Source organism: Kluyvera fluvialis, from assembly GCF_059725275.1.
Genome location: NZ_AP046142.1, coordinates 1,652,404 through 1,671,995 on the forward strand (window position 1 = coordinate 1,652,404; position 19,592 = coordinate 1,671,995).

The 19,592-nt window shown below is 52.3% G+C and carries 11 protein-coding genes; 7 read left to right on the forward strand and 4 right to left on the reverse strand.

The window, feature by feature from the left end:
* Positions 1-100: 100 nt before the first annotated feature.
* Together nrdA and ubiG are read right to left on the reverse strand one after the other, a co-directional pair.
* Complete coding sequence (nrdA, locus tag AC6I4B_RS07950; RefSeq protein ID WP_497770833.1) at positions 101-2,386, reverse strand: class 1a ribonucleoside-diphosphate reductase subunit alpha; 2,286 nt, start codon at positions 2,384-2,386, stop codon at positions 101-103.
* Between the two features lie 513 nt (positions 2,387-2,899).
* Positions 2,900-3,628, reverse strand: coding sequence for a bifunctional 2-polyprenyl-6-hydroxyphenol methylase/3-demethylubiquinol 3-O-methyltransferase UbiG (gene ubiG, locus AC6I4B_RS07955; protein ID WP_497770835.1), 729 nt, complete (start codon positions 3,626-3,628; stop codon positions 2,900-2,902).
* Positions 3,629-3,789: 161 nt separating this feature from the next.
* Here ubiG and gyrA point away from each other — a divergent pair, with 161 nt between their 5' ends.
* Both gyrA and rcsC read left to right on the forward strand, forming a co-directional pair.
* On the forward strand, positions 3,790-6,426 hold the full coding sequence (gene gyrA / locus AC6I4B_RS07960) for a DNA topoisomerase (ATP-hydrolyzing) subunit A (RefSeq protein ID WP_497770836.1): 2,637 nt from the start codon (positions 3,790-3,792) through the stop codon (positions 6,424-6,426).
* A 127-nt stretch (positions 6,427-6,553) separates the two neighbouring features.
* Positions 6,554-9,400, forward strand: coding sequence for a two-component system sensor histidine kinase RcsC (gene rcsC / locus AC6I4B_RS07965; RefSeq protein ID WP_497770838.1), 2,847 nt, complete (start codon positions 6,554-6,556; stop codon positions 9,398-9,400).
* 68 nt (positions 9,401-9,468) lie between these two features.
* Here rcsC and rcsB read toward each other — a convergent pair whose 3' ends face one another.
* Positions 9,469-10,119, reverse strand: coding sequence for a response regulator transcription factor RcsB (gene rcsB / locus AC6I4B_RS07970; RefSeq protein WP_497770839.1), 651 nt, complete (start codon positions 10,117-10,119; stop codon positions 9,469-9,471).
* 15 nt (positions 10,120-10,134) lie between these two features.
* Positions 10,135-12,810 carry a phosphotransferase RcsD gene (gene rcsD, locus AC6I4B_RS07975; protein WP_497770840.1) on the reverse strand — a complete coding sequence of 892 codons (2,676 nt, stop codon included), beginning with the start codon at positions 12,808-12,810 and terminating at the stop codon, positions 10,135-10,137.
* 825 nt (positions 12,811-13,635) lie between these two features.
* Between rcsD and AC6I4B_RS07980 the strand changes: the two genes are divergently transcribed.
* The 5 genes from AC6I4B_RS07980 to AC6I4B_RS08000 all read left to right on the forward strand — a co-directional run bounded on the left by AC6I4B_RS07980 (position 13,636) and on the right by AC6I4B_RS08000 (position 19,480).
* Positions 13,636-14,811, forward strand: coding sequence for a porin OmpC (locus AC6I4B_RS07980; protein ID WP_497770842.1), 1,176 nt, complete (start codon positions 13,636-13,638; stop codon positions 14,809-14,811).
* Positions 14,812-14,913: 102 nt separating this feature from the next.
* Positions 14,914-15,966, forward strand: coding sequence for an FAD:protein FMN transferase ApbE (gene apbE / locus AC6I4B_RS07985; protein WP_497770843.1), 1,053 nt, complete (start codon positions 14,914-14,916; stop codon positions 15,964-15,966).
* Positions 15,967-16,039: 73 nt separating this feature from the next.
* Entirely contained in the window at positions 16,040-17,101 is a 1,062-nt protein-coding gene (gene ada, locus AC6I4B_RS07990) for a bifunctional DNA-binding transcriptional regulator/O6-methylguanine-DNA methyltransferase Ada (RefSeq protein WP_497770844.1), read from the forward strand.
* Positions 17,101-17,745, forward strand: a complete 645-nt coding sequence (gene alkB / locus AC6I4B_RS07995; protein WP_497770845.1) for a DNA oxidative demethylase AlkB — start codon at positions 17,101-17,103, stop codon at positions 17,743-17,745. The genes ada and alkB overlap by 1 nt, the downstream gene beginning before the upstream one ends.
* A gap of 91 nt (positions 17,746-17,836) precedes the next feature.
* Positions 17,837-19,480, forward strand: coding sequence for a multidrug ABC transporter permease/ATP-binding protein (locus AC6I4B_RS08000; protein ID WP_497770846.1), 1,644 nt, complete (start codon positions 17,837-17,839; stop codon positions 19,478-19,480).
* Positions 19,481-19,592 lie beyond the last annotated feature (112 nt).

Sequence of the window (19,592 nt, forward strand, 5' to 3'; positions counted from 1 at the left end):
TGTGGCGTGTAATGCCTGATGGCGCTGCGCTTATCCAGCCTACAAACGTTGACGTCGTAGGCCGGATAAGGCATTTACGCTGCCATCCGGCAACACAATATTAGATCTTACATGCGCCGCTTTCGCAGCCGTCGTCTTGAATAGACGGAACCAGATCGTCCTGTGCATCTTCCGCACCATCGCGGGTGTTTTGATAGTACAGGGTCTTCACGCCAAATTTATAGGCTGTGAGCAAGTCTTTCAGCAACTGTTGCATCGGCACTTTTCCTGATGGGAAACGTGTCGGGTCATAGTTGGTGTTAGCCGAGATCGACTGGTCAATAAACTTCTGCATGATGCCGACCAGTTGCAGGTAACCGTCGTTATTCGGCATTTCCCACAGCAGTTCGTAAGCGTCTTTCAGGTGTTCGTAGTCTGGAACAACCTGGCGCAGAATACCGTCTTTCGATGCTTTAATGCTCACATAGCCGCGTGGCGGCTCAATGCCGTTAGTGGCGTTAGAGATCTGTGATGACGTCTCGGACGGCATCAGCGCGGACAGCGTTGAGTTACGCAGACCGTGAGTTTTAATCGACTCACGTAACGCTTCCCAGTCGTGATGCAGCGCTTCACTGGTGATAGCATCCAGATCTTTCTTATAGGTATCAATTGGCAGAATACCTTTGGCATAGGTGGTTTCGTTAAACCACGGGCACGCGCCTTGCTCTTTCGCCAGCTCGTTAGAGGCTTTCAGCAGGTAATACTGAATGGCTTCAAACGTTGCATGAGTCAGGTTGTTCGCGCTGCCATCGGAGTAGCGTTTGCCGTTTTTCGCCAGCCAGTAAGCGTAGTTGATAACGCCAATACCCAGCGTACGGCGGCCCATCGCACCGCGTTGTGCGGCTTTGATTGGGTAATCCTGATAGTCCAGCAAGGCATCCAGAGCACGTACTGCCAGCACTGCCAGTTCTTCTAATTCATCAAGGCTATTGATAGCGCCCAGGTTGAACGCCGACAGCGTACACAGAGCGATTTCGCCATTCTCGTCGTTAACATCGTTCAGCGGTTTGGTCGGCAGCGCGATTTCCAGGCACAGGTTGGACTGGCGTACCGGAGCAATAGCCGGATCAAACGGGCTGTGGGTGTTGCAGTGGTCAACGTTTTGAATATAGATACGACCGGTAGACGCACGTTCCTGCATCATCAGCGAGAACAGCTCAACGGCTTTCACGCGCTGTTTGCGGATGCTGTCGTCGTTTTCATATTGCACATACAGGCGCTCAAACTCGTCCTGGTCGGCGAAGAATGCATCGTACAGGCCTGGGACGTCGGATGGGCTGAACAGGGTGATGTCGCCGCCTTTCAGCAAACGGGTGTACATCAGCTTGTTGATTTGTACGCCGTAGTCCATGTGACGCACGCGGTTGCCTTCAACGCCACGGTTGTTTTTCAGCACCAGCAGGCTTTCAACTTCCAGATGCCACATTGGGTAGAACAGCGTCGCCGCACCGCCACGTACCCCCCCCTGAGAGCAGGATTTCACCGCCGTCTGGAAGTGTTTGTAGAACGGGATACAGCCGGTGTGGAAGGCTTCACCGCCGCGAATCGGGCTACCCAGCGCACGGATGCGACCGGCGTTGATACCGATACCCGCACGTTGGGAAACGTATTTCACAATCGCGCTGGAGGTGGCGTTGATGGAGTCCAGGCTGTCACCGCACTCGATCAATACACACGAGCTGAACTGGCGGGTTGGCGTGCGCACGCCGGACATAATTGGCGTTGGCAGCGAAATTTTGAACGTAGAAACGGCGTCATAGAAACGCTTGACGTACTGAAGACGAGTTTCACGTGGATAGTTAGAGAACAGGCACGCAGCAACCAGAATATACAGGAACTGGGCGCTCTCGTAGATTTCACCAGTGACACGGTTCTGTACCAGGTATTTACCTTCGAGCTGTTTGACCGCAGCGTAAGAGAAGGTCATGTCACGATCGTGAACAATGAACGAGTCCATCTGCTTGAACTCTTCTTCCGTATAGTCTTCCAGCAGATGATTGTCGTATTTACCCAGCTTCACCATGTTTTGTACGTGGTCGAGCAGTGCTGGTGGCTCGAACTGGCCGTAGGCTTTTTTGCGCAGATGGAATACCGCCAGGCGCGCGGCCAGGTATTGGTAATCCGGCGCTTCGCGGGAGATCAGGTCTGCGGCGGCCTTGATAATTGTTTCGTGAATATCGGAGGTCTTAATCCCGTCGTAGAACTGGATGTGCGAACGCAGTTCGACCTGGGAAATCGATACGTTTTGCAGCCCTTCGGCGGCCCAATCCAGCACGCGATGAATTTTGTCGAGGTTAATGCGCTCTGTGCGGCCGTCACGCTTAGTCACCAGCAGACTCTGATTCATGTGATTTTTTACCTGTCCGTGAGAAGGAAAATATCCCCTGCTTATCCACAATCGCCGTTGTAGCAAAACCTGTGGATAAATACTATATGTAGGGGGTGGTTGATTAATTAAACGCTATATGGTGAGTATTCTAGTAGGGATTCTTTTCAGTACAAGGGTTGATTTTGATGTTGAATTGAGGTTGTCAAAGCGTAAAAAAGGCTAAGTCCACGGCGGATAAGGGCTGGAGGGGATGTCAATAATTTGCAAAAAAAAATCAAAATTTGATCGAGTGCTGATTTCTTCATCGAAGCGGGAGATGGTGCTATATGATGTGGCGCAATTTTGTTTTATCAGTCCTACCAAATATTCGTAGGCCTGATAAATGTAGCGCCTTCAGGCAAGGTGGGGGGGCTTGTGCCGGATGGCGGCGCTGGCGCGCCTTATCCGGCCTACAAGTTCGCATAATCCGGCCTACAAGTTTGCATACCGTAGGCCTGATAAGCGCAGCGCCATCAGGCAGAGCTACGGTGCTTAATCCGCTTTTGCCGTGGTATGCAGCATGTAATTCACGTCTACGCCCGGCGCGAGCTTAAAGGTGTTGGTCAGCGGGTTGTAATGCAGACCGGTCATGTGGCGCTCTTTCAGCACGGTTTGGTCAACCCAACCCAGCAGCTCCGCTGGTTTGATGAATTTCTTCACGTCGTGCGTCCCTTTCGGCACCATGCGCAGAATATATTCCGCGCCGACCACCGCCATCAGCCAGGATTTGCCGTTACGGTTCAAGGTTGAGAAGAACACCTGACCGCCGGGTTTAACCAGCTGAGCACAGGCTTTCACCACCGATTGCGGATCTGGCACGTGCTCCAGCATCTCCATACAGGTCACAACATCATACTGATGCGCATGTTTTGCCGCGTGTTCTTCAACGGTTTCCTGCACATAATCAACATGAATCCCGGACTCCAGCGAATGCAGACGGGCCACCTGGAGAGGCTCAAAGCCCATGTCCAGACCGGTAACGGTCGCCCCTTCACGAGCCATACTTTCGGCCAGAATCCCGCCGCCACAGCCAACATCGAGTACCTTCTTGCCAAACAGGCCATTGGAACGCTCAGCAATATAGCCCAGACGCAGCGGGTTAATGCGGTGCAAGGGCTTAAATTCCCCTTCCAGATCCCACCAGCGTGACGCAACAGCCTCGAATTTGGCTATCTCTTCGTGGTCTACGTTGGGCGCGAGTGCAGCTTTTTCGGCATTCATGGGTGTTCCTGCTCCTTATTTCGTTATTGTCAGCGAGTATATCAGCACCGCCGTGCGAATAAAGCGTCTGGCAGATGCTATTGGGTTTACCTGTCTTTACGCGGATGTGTTATAATTTGCGACCTTTGAATCCGGGAATACAGTAGAGGGATAGCGGTTAGATGAGCGACCTTGCGAGAGAAATAACACCGGTCAACATTGAGGAAGAGCTTAAAAGCTCCTATCTGGATTACGCGATGTCGGTCATTGTTGGCCGTGCGCTGCCAGATGTCCGAGATGGCCTGAAGCCGGTACACCGTCGCGTACTTTACGCCATGAACGTATTGGGCAATGACTGGAACAAAGCCTATAAAAAATCTGCCCGTGTCGTTGGTGACGTAATCGGTAAATACCACCCCCATGGTGATTCCGCGGTGTATGACACCATCGTCCGTATGGCACAGCCGTTTTCACTGCGCTACATGCTGGTTGATGGCCAGGGTAACTTCGGTTCTGTCGATGGTGACTCTGCGGCGGCAATGCGTTATACGGAAATCCGTATGTCGAAAATCGCCCATGAGTTGATGGCCGATCTTGACAAGGAAACGGTCGATTTCGTGGACAACTATGACGGCACGGAAAAAATTCCGGACGTCATGCCAACCAAAATTCCTAACCTGCTGGTGAACGGTTCTTCCGGTATCGCGGTAGGTATGGCGACCAACATTCCACCGCATAACCTGACGGAAGTGATCAACGGCTGTCTGGCGTACATCGATGATGAAGACATCACCATCGAAGGGCTGATGGAACACATCCCTGGCCCTGATTTCCCGACTGCCGCCATTATCAATGGTCGTCGTGGTATTGAAGAAGCCTATCGTACTGGTCGTGGCAAAATCTACATTCGCGCCCGCGCAGAAGTGGAAGCTGACGCCAAAACCGGTCGCGAAACCATCATCGTGCATGAAATTCCGTATCAGGTGAACAAAGCGCGCCTGATTGAGAAAATCGCCGAGCTGGTAAAAGACAAACGCGTTGAAGGCATTAGCGCGCTGCGTGACGAGTCTGATAAAGACGGGATGCGCATCGTGATTGAAGTGAAACGCGACGCGGTGGGTGAAGTGGTTCTGAACAACCTCTATTCCCAGACGCAATTGCAGGTTTCCTTCGGTATCAACATGGTTGCGCTGCATCACGGTCAGCCGAAGATCATGAACCTGAAAGACATTCTTTCTGCGTTCGTGCGTCACCGCCGTGAAGTGGTTACCCGCCGTACTATTTTCGAACTGCGTAAAGCGCGTGATCGTGCACACATTCTGGAAGCGTTAGCCATTGCGCTGGCAAACATCGACCCGATCATTGAACTGATCCGTCGTGCGCCAACGCCAGCCGAAGCGAAAGCAGGCCTGGTGGCTCGTTCCTGGGATCTGGGTAACGTGTCTGCCATGCTGGAACGTGCCGGTGATGATGCTGCACGTCCTGAGTGGTTAGAGCCAGAGTTTGGCGTGCGTGATGGTCAGTACTACCTGACCGAACAGCAGGCACAGGCGATTTTGGATCTGCGTTTGCAGAAACTGACTGGCCTTGAGCATGAAAAACTGCTCGACGAATACAAAGAGCTGTTGGAACAGATTGCTGAACTGTTGCACATTCTGGGCAGCGCCGATCGTCTGATGGAAGTGATCCGTGAAGAACTGGAGCTGGTGCGTGAACAGTTTGGCGACAACCGCCGCACTGAAATCACCGCTAACACTGCGGACATTAACATTGAAGACCTGATTAGCCAGGAAGATGTTGTGGTAACGCTGTCTCACCAGGGTTACGTAAAATATCAACCGCTTACCGATTACGAAGCTCAGCGTCGTGGCGGTAAAGGTAAATCAGCAGCACGTATTAAAGAAGAAGACTTTATTGACCGCCTGCTGGTGGCTAACACCCATGACACGATCCTCTGCTTCTCTAGCCGTGGTCGCCTGTACTGGATGAAGGTTTATCAACTGCCAGAAGCAAGCCGTGGCGCGCGTGGACGTCCAATCGTCAACCTGCTGCCGCTGGAAGCGAACGAACGTATCACCGCTATCCTGCCGGTTCGCGAGTACGAAGAGGGCGTGAACGTCTTTATGGCGACCGCCAGCGGTACGGTGAAGAAAACGGCGCTGACCGAGTTCAGCCGTCCGCGTTCTGCCGGTATTATCGCGGTTAACCTGAACGAAGGCGACGAACTGATTGGCGTTGACCTGACCTCCGGCTCTGACGAAGTCATGCTGTTCTCCGCAGCCGGTAAAGTGGTGCGCTTCAAAGAAGATGCTGTTCGCGCTATGGGTCGTACCGCGACCGGCGTTCGCGGTATCAAACTGGCGGGCGAGGATAAAGTGGTTTCACTGATCATTCCTCGTGGCGAAGGCGCTATCCTGACGGTAACCCAGAACGGTTACGGTAAACGTACGGCGGCGGAAGAATATCCGACCAAATCCCGTGCAACGCAGGGTGTTATCTCGATTAAAGTTACCGAGCGCAACGGTTCCGTTGTCGGCGCGGTGCAGGTTGAAGATAGCGACCAGATCATGATGATCACCGATGCCGGTACTCTGGTGCGTACGCGTGTATCTGAAGTCAGCGTGGTTGGCCGTAACACCCAGGGCGTTATCCTCATCCGTACTGCGGAAGACGAAAACGTGGTGGGCCTGCAACGTGTTGCCGAGCCAGTTGATGATGAAGAACTGGATGCTATCGACGGTAGCGTGGCGGAAGGCGACGATGAAATCGCGCCAGAAACCGAGAGCGACGACGATGTAGCGGACGAAGCAGACGAGTAATTCGTTTGATAACGTCAATAAAAGGGCCGGTGAAAACCGGCCCTTTTTTCATTAACATTGCGGCTAAAGGCTTTTCCCGCTACCTTAACCACATCCCGTTAGCCTTTGACGGCGGAGTTTCGCCACTTTGAAATATCTTGTCTCCTTTCGCACGACGCTGAAAGTTTCACGCTACCTGTTCCGAGCGCTGGCGCTGTTGCTTTGGCTGCTTATCGCGCTGATTTCCGTTTTCTATATTGTGAATGCCCTGCATCAGAAAGAGTCGGAAATTCGTCTCGAATTTAACCTTAACTCCGATCAGGCGCAGCGCTACTTCCAGCGAACCTCCGATGTGATTAAGGAGCTGAAGTACATTGCTGAAAATCGGCTTACCGCCAACAACGGTGTATTTCCCGTTGGCTCGGAAAAAGACAGCGCGGAAATACCCGACTTTGAGCCGTTATTTGCCGATTCTGACTGCGGGGCGTTAGATACCACCTGGCGTGGCCCGCTGGAATCCCTGGCGTGGTTCTTGCGCTACTGGCGAGAGAATTTTTCCGCCGCCTATGACCTTAACCGCGTATTTTTAATCGGCAGTGAAAATCTATGCATGGCGAATTTTGGCCTGCGCGAAATGCCGGTTGAACGCAGCGAAGCTTTAAACGCGCTGCACGAGCGCATTATGGCTTATCGCAATGCGCCACAGGATGAGCGTGGCGGTAATCTGTTCTGGGTGGGCGAAGGGCCACGCAATAGCGTGGGGTATTTCTACGCCCTCACGCCGGTTTACCTTGCTAACCGCCTCCAGGCGATGCTGGGCGTGGAACAAACCATCCGCATGGAAAACTTCTTTACCCCAGGCAGTATGCCGATGGGGGTATCAATTCTGGATGATAACGGCAATACGTTAATGTCACTGGCGGGGCCGGACAGTAAGTTGCATATCAGCTCGCGTGGCTTGCAGGAGCGGCTGTGGTTTGGCTATACCGCCGGTTATCGCGAGCTGGTGCTGAAGAAAACCTTGTCGCCGTCGTCGCTCAGTATTGCCTATTCCGTGCCGTTGGATGCCGTGCTTGAGCGCATTCGGATGTTGGTACTGAACGCGCTATTGCTGAACCTGGTGACGGGGGTTGCGCTGTTTACCATGGCGCGGATGTACGAACGGCGGATTTTCCTTCCTGCTGAATCGGACGCATTACGCCTCGAAGAACATGAACAGTTTAACCGTAAAATTGTCGCCTCTGCGCCGGTCGGGATTTGCATTCTGCGAACCCAGGACGGCACAAATATTCTCAGTAATGAACTGGCGCACAATTATCTCAACATGCTGACGCACGAAGATCGTCAGCGGTTAACGCAGATTATCTGCGGCCAGCAGGTCAATTTTGTCGATGTACTGACCAGTAATAATACCAACCTGCAAATCAGCTTTGTGCACTCGCGCTATCGCAACGAAAACGTGGCGATTTGCGTGCTGGTGGATGTCAGCTCGCGCGTCAAAATGGAAGAGTCGCTTCAGGAAATGGCGCAAGCGGCAGAGCAGGCCAGCCAGTCGAAATCGATGTTCCTGGCGACGGTCAGCCATGAACTGCGCACACCGCTGTACGGGATTATCGGTAACCTCGATTTGCTGCAAACCAAAGAGTTGCCGAAAGGCGTTGATCGGTTAGTGACGGCGATGAATAACTCGTCCGCGCTGCTGCTGAAAATTATCAGCGATATTCTCGACTTCTCGAAAATCGAGTCCGAACAGCTGAAAATTGAGCCGCGCGAGTTTTCACCGAAAGAGGTGATGAACCACATTACCGCCAACTATTTGCCGCTAGTGGTGAGAAAACAGCTGGGGATGTACTGCTTTATTGAACCAAACGTTCCGGTGAAGCTGTTGGGTGATCCGATGCGCTTGCAGCAGGTTATCTCTAACTTGCTGAGCAACGCCATCAAGTTTACCGATATTGGCTGCATTGTGCTGCATCTCAAGCGAGAAGGGTATTACCTCAGTATTAGCATTCGTGATACCGGAGTGGGTATTCCGGCAAAAGAAGTCGTGCGTCTGTTTGACCCATTCTTCCAGGTGGGAACCGGTGTGCAGCGCAACTTCCAGGGGACGGGTCTGGGACTGGCGATTTGCGAGAAGCTGGTCAATATGATGGACGGCGATATCGCGGTGGATACCGAACCCGGAATGGGCAGCCAGTTTACGCTGCGCATTCCGCTGTACGGTGAGCAGGATCAAACACCGCTGGAAATTGACGGCCTGGCGAAAATCCGCTGCTGGTTGGCGGTGCGTAATGCTTCTCTGGCTGATTTTATCCAGACGCTGCTCTCTTATCACGGCATCGACGTGCGTTGTTATGACGGCGAAACACCAGCGCCGGATGATTTGCTGATTGTCGATGATGAACTGACCCAGCCGTGGGCGGGTAGGGCGGCGATTGTGTTCTGCCGTCGTCATATTGGTATCCCGCAAGAACGTGCGCCGGGTGAATGGGTTCACAGTATTGTGTCACCGCATGAATTAATGACCCTGCTGGGACGTATTTATCGCGTGAAGCTGGAAACGGGCGATACCACCGAATTGCAGGCTGCGCATGAAACGCTGGTAGACAGTAACGATGACATGATGATCCTTGTCGTTGACGATCATCCTATCAACCGCCGCCTGTTGGCGGATCAGCTTGGATCGCTGGGCTATCAGTGTAAAACCGCCAACGATGGTGTAGATGCGCTGAATGTGTTGAGTAAGAACCATATTGATATTGTTCTAAGTGACGTGAACATGCCGAATATGGACGGTTATCGCCTGACGCAGCGTATTCGCCAACTAGGGCTGACGCTACCGGTCGTTGGGGTGACGGCCAATGCTCTGGCAGAAGAGAAGCAACGCTGCCTGGAGTCGGGAATGGACAGCTGTTTGTCTAAACCGGTTACGCTGGACGTGCTGAAGCAGATGCTGACGGTGTATGCGGCAAGAGTGCGTAAAGCGCGGGAATAATTTAGGGCAGGAAAGCCTTAAATAAATGAGCCGGGCTGGCGGCATCGCCAGCCCGGCGCGAACAGTTATTAGTCTTTGTCTGATGCTGAGAGCGTCACAGACGAGAGGTAGTTCAGCAGGGCGATGTCGTTTTCAACACCCAGTTTCATCATCGCTGATTTCTTCTGGCTACTAATGGTTTTAATACTGCGGTTCAATTTCTTCGCAATTTCAGTAACCAGGAAGCCCTCTGCGAACAGACGCAGAACTTCACTCTCTTTTGGTGACAGACGTTTGTCACCGTAGCCACCCGCGCTGATTTTCTCCAGCAGGCGAGAAACGCTTTCTGGGGTAAATTTCTTGCCTTTTTGCAGCGCAGCCAGCGCTTTTGGCAGGTCGGTTGGCGCGCCTTGTTTCAGCACGATCCCTTCGATATCAAGATCCAACACTGCGCTGAGAATCGCAGGGTTGTTATTCATGGTCAGCACAATAATCGCCAGACCAGGGAAGTGGCGTTTGATGTACTTAATCAGCGTAATACCGTCACCGTATTTGTCTCCAGGCATGGAGAGGTCGGTAATCAGTACATGGGCGTCCAGTTTCGGTAAGTTGTTAATGAGCGCGGTGGAGTCTTCAAATTCGCCAACTACGTTAACCCATTCAATTTGTTCCAGCGATTTACGGATCCCGAACAGCACAATCGGATGGTCATCGGCAATAATTACGTTCATATTGTTCATGTAAAGGCTACCTTGCTACAGCAAGCTCTTGACGTAAACGTCAATGTCGCTGATATATTTTTCTATGCTGGAAGCATCTTTCTCACGAATAAGATGTTCGAGCGTTTCACATAATTGCTTGCCGGGTACCAAATTTAGCATGGCAAACACCCCTTTGAGGCGGTGAGCGGTCTGCGCCAGCGCAGCGAAATCCTTCGCCGCAGATTCAGTATACAGTCTGCTAACATCTTCCGGTACCGTATCGGCAAACAGCGCATAATAGCCGCTGGCCTGAAGCTCGGCATTTTCATCGCCACCAAGCGGCGATTCCGTCACTTCTTCTTGCGCCAGTTGCTCCTCAATCAGTTGCAGGACAGCATCCTGCATCGCGTTACTCATGTTAAAATTCACGCGCAACTGGCCTGGCCCAATTTTGCGTATTCCAGCCTCATCATCGCTTAAAAGCAAGCCTGAAGCAGTAAGATTAGACGGATTATCTGTTAAAAAAAGGTCAAATTCTTGACTTGTCGCGCGTTCATCCGGGCTGATACAGGTGGCTCCCCAACTTTCGAGCTGGCGAGTTACGATGTTGCGAATCTCATTGGAGGTGATATCTATCATCGCTACGACATCGTCTAACAGCTTTTCTTCCGCCTCGGCGCTTTCTTCACGTACCGCCATTTTAACGTGCAGCATATAGCGCGTACCCAGCGATTCTCGCGCCTTAATGTTCAAATGACCGCCCAGTTTACGCGCAAGCTGATCGCACAGCCAGAAGGTGAGGGCGTTCGCTTTGCCGTAGCGGTCAGACTGCGTATCGTTGAGATACGGGAAGTGCAGATTATCAATTTCGCCGTGCGAAACGCCATTCCCGGTATCGAGAATACGGAATGTTAACCGCTCTTCCGCCGACTCATCGGCATTCACTTCCAGCACGATTTTGCCCATTTGGGTCGTGGTGACTGCGTATTGAATCAGCAGCAGCAGAATACGTCGTAGCGCGTCGCGGTCGCCATAACGCTGTTCCTTTGGCGGCAGCGGGTTGTTGATGAGCAGTTGTAGCCCTTTGCGTTTGATGGACGGCAGCACTTCAGGTACCACTTCATCAATCAGCTCTTGTAATGAGAACTGCGTCGATGTGCCTTTCCAACTGTCATTTTCCAACATATTCGCCAACTGAATTTCATCAACCAGGCGTACCAATAGGTCGGCATGGTTGGCGAGTTTTTGGCTCTCTGGCGTATCAAGGCTTGTCGCTTCAGCGGCCAGCGCTTTAATCGGCTGTTTCAGCGTATCGCTGATATTTTGCATAAACGCCGCGCGGCCTTGCTGGTTTTTCTCATACAGCCGTTGCGCCTGTTTGAGCTTTTTATTGACCAGAATTTCACGGTCTTGATCGCGAATGATAAAAATCTGCGTGCGTGGCGACACCTGGCTGCGGAACTGGCGAATTTCATACAGTTCATTATTAATAGTGGCCTGAATCACCCCTTGGTGTTGATCCGCCATGCTGGTGATATTTTGCAAATTAAGATGCGGCAACAGGTGATCGGCAATTTTATTGCTGATGATTGTCCGGTTGGACTCCTGGTCATGCACCAGCAGCCCTAGCGGCAATAAAGAGACAATCTCTTCATTTATTACGCGTAGCATCCGTAGCTCATTATTGGTGCTGGAAGCCGGAGTCGTGCTGGCGCTCCCGCGCGCGGGAAGGTTGCGGAACGTGGAGTAACCGAACAGCGCCAGCGCCAGCAGGCCAATATTCAGCAGCAGCGGCAGCATGATGTTCTGGAACGTATCCAGCATCAATGTGCCAAACGGCACTTGCCACACCAGGCGCATGCCGGTGGTGTTCAGCGCTGAGGCTATCTCAATGCGTGAGCTATTAAAGTTGATTGATACGCTGTCGCTAGGATCTTTTTCCTGGCTATGCTGAGCGTTTTGCACTGGATCTGGCTCCAGGCGGAAGCTGTCCAGTGACATGGTAGGGGGCGCTAAATCATTAATCGGCAGGTCGAATGCCACGACGGTCGCCAGATGCCCCGGCTGGTTAAAAGTGGTGCGCAGCGTAAAGTAGCGGCCATTTTGCCAAACCAGGCTGCGTAAAGATGAGAAGGTTTCACGCTCGTCCAGGGTGTTTGCCTGCTGCAACATCTCGGCGCGGCGGGAATCTACAATGCTGCCCACGGTTGACTCTTTAAAGCCGGAGGAGAGATCTTTTAGCGGTAAGGTCGAGATAAGAATCAGGCTGTTATCCTGACCATTCAGATAGTACATCGACCACGGCACGTTCTCCGCGCCCCACAAGGTGTCCAGATAAGTAGACATGCGCTGGGTAATTTCCAGCGTGGCGCTATCGTGAGATCCAAAAATCAGCGCTTCGGTTTTACGGCGCGGTTTTTCGAGGTAATAAACATCCTGCTTTAAACGCGTCTCTTGCAAGCCATCGATGGGAGTGGCGTTTGTGCCTGCGGCGGCGATGTTGTCGTAAATTTGCCAGGTGGTGTAGCGCCAGGTATCGATACGCTTATGCACGGCATGTGTCATATCAACAATCTGATAGCTTTTATCTTTAAGCCACGCATTAACCGCGCTTTGAATCATCACACCCATAGTGACCAACAATACGATGATCATCAAAAGGAAGAAGCGCGTGATGCTCCCTGGAAGCAGGGAAAATTTCGTCGGGCTCATCTTGTCGGACTGACTCATTGGCGTGTGTAACCCATCATAACGGCATATATATGCTCAGGTTTTAGGTGCGTTGAGACCTGAAACCCTATTTTTCTCTGCTGGCAGTATATACAAAAAATCCCGCAAGATGCATACACACGGCAAATTCCCCAGAGGAGAGGCTACAAGAAGCCTAAAATGAAATGCGTTTTCATTATAACGCAAGTAAGGGGGAGAGGAATTGTTGGCAATCTATACAATATTGCTTGTGTTGTACAAATATTTACCGGTTAAATTAAAAAATAGCACTAATTAACAAGACATTGATTGTTGTTGGTGTGCTGAGCTAATTTTTAGTCAACAAAATGATTAGTTAATAGTCGTTACAGTTTACGCTGGGTAGCACAAGTAGATTCAATTTGCGTAAAGATAGGTAAAAAAAAACCGGGCGCCAGGCGTCCGGTAGAAATAGGGGTAAACAGACATTCAGAACTGAATGACGGTAATAAATAAAGTTAATGATGATAGCAGGTACTATTTTAGTTGTGGGTGAAGGTTTTGTTTTATCATTCAGTGCTATACCTATGATGTTTTTCAACTCGCTGATTTTGTTTGGTTATTATTTTTCGTTTTGATTTTTAGCGCTATTTTCCCTGGTTTTTTGTGCTTATATAAAGTTCCCGTCAACTTACATTTAGAAACATCTATAACGATAAATGAAACATTTGAGTGGTTTTCGTATCATATTCTTATTGGATTATTCCCATTTTTACAGCACAATGGGTCTGCCGACTGATTAATGAGGGTTAATCAGTAAGCAGTGGCATATATAAAAGCATATATATATAACAGAGGGTTAATAACATGAAAGTTAAAGCACTGTCCCTCCTGGTACCAGCTCTGCTGGTAGCGGGCGCAGCAAATGCGGCTGAAATTTATAACAAAGACGGCAACAAATTAGACCTGTACGGTAAAGTTGATGGTCTGCACTATTTCTCTAACAACAACGGCGACGACGGCGACCAGTCCTACGTTCGTCTGGGTTTCAAAGGCGAAACTCAGGTTAACGATCAGGTGACCGGTTACGGCCAGTGGGAATACAACGTTCAGGCGAACAACACTGAAGGTTCTTCCGACCAGGCTTGGACTCGTGTAGGTTTCGCAGGTATTCGCGTTGCTGATGCTGGTTCTTTCGATTACGGTCGTAACTACGGCGTAGTTTATGACGTAACTTCCTGGACCGACGTTCTGCCAGAATTCGGCGGCGACACCTACGGTTCTGACAACTTCATGCAATCCCGTGCTAACGGCGTTGCTACCTACCGTAACACCGACTTCTTCGGTCTGGTTGACGGTCTGAACTTTGCTCTGCAATACCAGGGTAAAAACGGCAGCGTTTCCGGTGAAGGTTCTACCGCAAACGGTCGTCAGGCTCTGAAACAGAACGGCGACGGCTTCGGCGGGTCTCTGACTTATGATCTGGGCGAAGGCTTCAGCATTGGTGGTGCAATCTCCTCCTCCAAACGTACTACTGACCAGAACGACAGCCTTTACGTAGAACGTGACGCGAACACTGGCGTACCGACTGGCAAAACCAGCAAAATCTACGGTAACGGCGATCGCGCAGAAACCTACTCTGCTGGTCTGAAATACGACGCGAACAACATCTACCTGGCAACTCAGTACACCCAGACCTACAACGCAACTCGTTTCGGTGGTTCCCCGAACGCTGGCGTTTACGGTTTTGCTGACAAAGCTCAGAACTTCGAAGTGGTTGCACAGTACCAGTTCGACTTCGGTCTGCGTCCGTCCGTTGCTTACCTGCAGTCTAAAGGTAAAAACATCAACAACGGCGTGAGAGACTTCGGCGACCAGGATCTGGTGAAATATGTTGATGTAGGCGCTACCTACTACTTCAACAAAAACATGTCTACCTACGTTGACTACAAAATCAACCTGCTGGACAAAAACGATTTCACCGAAGCGGCCGGTATCTCTACCGACAACATCGTCGCTCTGGGTATGGTTTACCAGTTCTAATACTGTTAATACCGCAAAAAAAGGGGCCTTTGGCCCCTTTTTTTATCTCTGGTTGTAGCGAATTAGTGTACTCTTGCGCCGTTTGCAGGAGGGTAATAACGGATGGAAATGACTTTTTTACGAATGGCGCTGTTAAGCGTCGTGATTTTACTGACAGGCTGTGACAACACCAGCGAACCCGTTGCACCGAAGGCGGCTGTGACCGTCCTCGACGGTAAAACGATGGGGACTTTCTGGCGCGTGAGCGTTATCGGCATTGATAAAGCCCAGGCCGACGAGCTGCAGAAAAAAGTACAAAGGCTGCTGGATGGCGACGATATGCTGCTGTCAACGTGGAAGAATGACTCGGCGTTGATGCGTTTTAACCATTCGCAGAGCCTGACGCCCTGGCCGGTGAGTGAAGCGATGGCGGATATCGTTACCGAGTCGCTGCGCGTTGGGCAGAAAACTCACGGAGCAATGGATATCACCGTTGGCCCACTGGTGAATATTTGGGGCTTTGGCCCAGAAAAACAGCCGGTGAAAACGCCAACACAGGCGCAGATTGACGCCGCGAAAGCGCGCACTGGGCTACAGTATCTCTCGGTTATCAACCGCGCAGGCCAACAATTTTTGCAAAAATCGCTGCCTGATTTATATGTCGATCTTTCTACCGTTGGGGAAGGGTATGCCGCCGATCACCTGGCGCAACTGATGACTCAGGAAGGGATCTCCCGCTATCTGGTGTCCGTTGGCGGCGCGCTGGTGAGCCGGGGAATGAATGCCGACGGCCAGCCGTGGCGTGTGGCGATCCAGAAACCAACCGACCGGGAAAATGCGGTACAGGCAATTGTCGATATTAACGGTTACGGTATCAGCACGTCTGGTAGTTATCGCAACTATTATGAACTGGACGGCCAGCGAATCTCACACGTCATTGACCCGCAAACTGGGCGGCCCATTACCCATAAATTAGTCTCGGTGACGGTCATTGCGCCTACCGCACTGGAAGCTGATGCCTGGGATACTGGTCTGATGGTGCTGGGGCCGCAAAAAGCCCAGCAGGTGGTTCGTGAACAAGGGCTGGCGGTGTACATGATTTTGAAAGAGGGCGAGGGCTTTACTACCTGGATGTCACCTCAATTCCGCTCTTTCCTGGTGAATGGCCAAAATTAAAAAGCAAGATTGTGGGTTTCTTCGGGCCTCCTTTTAGGCAAAGTAGCGATTACACTAGAAGGAGGAGCCTGTTATGACCACTCAAACGCTTTACACCGATGAGCAGCGCTGGCAGGCGGTGCTCAATCGTGATGAAACTGCCGACGGTCTGTTTGTGTTTGCTGTGCAGACCACCGGCATTTTCTGCCGCCCATCCTGCCGTGCCCGCCACGCGCTGCGCCAGAATGTGCGCTTTTACCCGGATGTTCACGCCGCGCTGGCCGCAGGGTTTCGCCCGTGCAAACGCTGCCAGCCAGATAAAACCACGCCAGAACAACAGAGAATCGACAAAGTCGCTTACGCCTGCCGTTTACTGGAACAGGACACTCCAATCACGTTGGAAGCGCTGGCAGAGGCTGTCGCCGTTAGCCCTTACCATTTTCACCGCCTGTTTAAATCGGTCACGGGTGTGACGCCAAAAGCCTGGCAGCAGGCATGGCGCACACGTCGCCTGCGAGAATCCCTGAACGAAGGTGAACCGATCACCCAGGCGGTACTGGCAGCGGGCTTTCCATCGAGCAGCAGTTACTATCGCCGGGCAGATTCACTGCTGGGAATGACTGCTCGAGCCTATCAACAAGGCGGAAAAGACACGGAAATTCACTACGCGTTTGGCGAATGCGCGCCAGGGCGCTGCCTGGTCGCGCTGAGCGAGCGCGGTATCTGCGCTGTCTTGCTGGGGGATGATCACAGCGCACTGCTGACGGAACTTCAGCAAAGTTTCCCCGCCGCTCACTGTCTGGAGGCTGACCCAGCCTTTACGACGCAAATTAACGCCGTTATCGCCAGCCTGGATCGCCGCGCGGCAACGCTATCGCTGCCACTGGATATTCGTGGAACCGCGTTTCAGCAACAGGTTTGGCAAGCATTACGCGCGATTCCAGCGGGCGAAACGCGCAGCTACCAACAGGTGGCGGACAGTATCGGCAAACCTAAAGCAGTGCGCGCGGTCGCTAGCGCCTGTGCGGCGAATCGGTTGGCTATTCTGATACCTTGCCACCGTGTGGTGCGGGGCGATGGCAGTTTGTCGGGATATCGCTGGGGCGTAGCACGCAAAGCGGCGCTGCTCCAGCGTGAGAAAAACCAGGAGCGCTAATGCTGGACTTGTTTGCTGATGAAACGCCGTGGGCCGAGCCACTGGCTCCCGGCGCAACCATTGTGCGGCGGTTGGCGCGCGAACACAGTGCCGCGCTATTGACGGCGATTGCCCAAGTGGCGGCGCTGTCGCCGTTTCGCCATATGGTTACGCCAGGCGGTTACACTATGTCGGTGGCGATGACCAACTGTGGCCCACTGGGCTGGAGCACGGATAGCAGAGGCTACTGTTATGCGGCTATCGACCCGCTCACCGGCAAGCCCTGGCCACCCATGCCGGGCTGTTTTCGTCAGTTGGCGCAGGATGCGGCAAACCGCGCGGGTTACCCCGGTTTTCATCCCGATGCCTGTCTGATTAACCGCTATCAGCCAGGCGCAAAATTATCTCTGCATCAAGATAAAGATGAAGCGTGTCTTAGTGCGCCGATTGTGTCGGTCTCTTTAGGGCTGCCCGCGACTTTCCAGTTTGGTGGTCTGAACCGCAGCGACCCGTTGCAGCGAGTATTGCTGGAACACGGTGATGTGGTGGTGTGGGGCGGTGAATCACGGCTGTTTTATCACGCCATTTTGCCGTTGAAAGCAGGGAGTCACCCGCAGGTTGGGGAGTGGCGTTATAACCTCACATTCCGCCGTGCCGCAATGTGAATGATTTCGTGTATAAAAATAAGAATTATTCTTGATGTACTTGCTCAGCAGTTTACACTGCTGGCTGTTTTTTCTTGCCCTGGTTGTTGCTATGGAACTTCTTTTACTCGTCTGGCGTCAGTACCGCTGGCCTTTTACTGCCGTGATGGCGCTTAGCCTGCTCAGCGCTGCGCTGGGTATCGGGCTGATTGCGTTTATCAATGTGCGCCTGATTGAAACTGTCGATACCACTCTTGCCGTATTGCCGGAATTCCTGGGCCTGCTGCTGTTATTAATGGCGGTGACGCTCGGCTCGCAGCTGGCGTTGACCACGCTGGGGCACCACTTTGTTTATCGCCTGCGCCGTGAATTTATCAAACGCATTCTTGACACCCAGGTCGAGCGCGTGGAAAAGCTTGGTAGCGCATCGCTGCTGGCGGGGCTGACCAGTGATATTCGTGCCATTACCATTGCGTTTGTGCGCCTGCCGGAGCTACTGCAGGGGATTATTCTGACCCTCGGATCGGCGGCTTATCTGGCGGTGCTGTCCACCAAAATGCTGCTGATTACCGCACTGTGGGTGGCCTTGACCATCTGGGGCGGTTTTATGCTGGTGGCGCGAGTCTACCGGCACACGGCAACGCTGCGTGAAACCGAAGACAAGCTGTATAACGATTACCAAACGGTGCTGGAAGGGCGTAAAGAGCTGACCCTCAATCGCGAACGTGCGGAGTACGTCTTTGAGCAGCAGTTCACGCCGAATGCGCAAGCCTACCGTCATCACATTGTTCGCGCCGATACCTTCCACCTCAGTGCTGTTAACTGGTCGAACATTATGATGCTGGGGGCGATTGGCCTGGTATTCTGGATGGCGAACAGCCTGGGATGGGCTGACACCAACGTCGCGGCCACTTATTCACTGACGCTATTGTTTTTGCGCACACCGCTGCTGTCGGCGGTGGGCGCACTGCCGACGCTGCTGAGTGCTCAGGTGGCGTTTAACAAGCTGAACAAGTTTGCGCTTGCGCCGTATCGCGAAACTTTCCCGCAGCCCACGGCACACCCTGGCTGGCAAACGCTGGAACTGCGCGATGTGACCTTCCATTATGAAGACAATACGTTCGCCGTTGGGCCGCTGAATTTAACGCTCAAACGTGGCGAGCTGGTATTCCTGATTGGCGGCAACGGTAGCGGTAAATCGACGCTGGCGATGCTACTGACTGGGCTGTATCAACCGGTTTCCGGGCAGATTCTGCTCGACGGTCAGCCGCTGGCAGCAGAAAAACCTGAGGACTACCGCAAACTGTTCTCGGCCGTGTTTACCGATGTCTGGTTGTTTGACCAACTGCTTGGCCCGCAGGGCAAAGCGGCGAACCCAGAACTGGTCAACAAATGGCTGGCGCAGTTGCAGATGAGCCACAAAGTGAAGCTCGACAACGGCCGCATTCTTGATTTGAAACTGTCGAAAGGGCAGAAGAAGCGCGTTGCGCTGCTGCTGGCGCTGGCGGAAGAACGCGATATCATTATGCTGGATGAATGGGCCGCCGATCAGGATCCTCATTTCCGGCGTGAGTTTTACCAGGTTCTGCTGCCATTGATGCAGCAAATGGGTAAAACTATTTTCGCTATCAGCCATGACGATCACTATTTTATTCATGCCGATCGCCTGCTGGAAATGCGCAATGGCCAGTTGAGTGAGCTGGTGGGTGAGGAGCGTGAACGCGCCTCTCGCGATGCTGTCTCGCGGACGGCCTGATTTTTTTCGCCAAATTGCGTTTTTTTTCAGCGTCTGACAGGCTGGCCTAGTCTTTTTTACATCACCCCGCGCTATGCTTAGTTCGCTCAATCATCCGGTTGAGCGAATCTTC

Bases quoted from the DNA above. Each gene is read 5' to 3' on its own strand.
- nrdA (WP_497770833.1), bottom strand. From the start codon at position 2,386: ATGAATCAGAGTCTGCTGGTGACTAAGCGTGACGGCCGCACAGAGCGC.
- ubiG (WP_497770835.1), bottom strand. From the start codon at position 3,628: ATGAATGCCGAAAAAGCTGCACTCGCGCCCAACGTAGACCACGAAGAG.
- gyrA (WP_497770836.1), top strand. From the start codon at position 3,790: ATGAGCGACCTTGCGAGAGAAATAACACCGGTCAACATTGAGGAAGAG.
- rcsB (WP_497770839.1), bottom strand. From the start codon at position 10,119: ATGAACAATATGAACGTAATTATTGCCGATGACCATCCGATTGTGCTG.
- rcsD (WP_497770840.1), bottom strand. From the start codon at position 12,810: ATGAGTCAGTCCGACAAGATGAGCCCGACGAAATTTTCCCTGCTTCCA.
- AC6I4B_RS07980 (WP_497770842.1), top strand. From the start codon at position 13,636: ATGAAAGTTAAAGCACTGTCCCTCCTGGTACCAGCTCTGCTGGTAGCG.
- apbE (WP_497770843.1), top strand. From the start codon at position 14,914: ATGGAAATGACTTTTTTACGAATGGCGCTGTTAAGCGTCGTGATTTTA.
- ada (WP_497770844.1), top strand. From the start codon at position 16,040: ATGACCACTCAAACGCTTTACACCGATGAGCAGCGCTGGCAGGCGGTG.
- alkB (WP_497770845.1), top strand. From the start codon at position 17,101: ATGCTGGACTTGTTTGCTGATGAAACGCCGTGGGCCGAGCCACTGGCT.
- AC6I4B_RS08000 (WP_497770846.1), top strand. From the start codon at position 17,837: ATGGAACTTCTTTTACTCGTCTGGCGTCAGTACCGCTGGCCTTTTACT.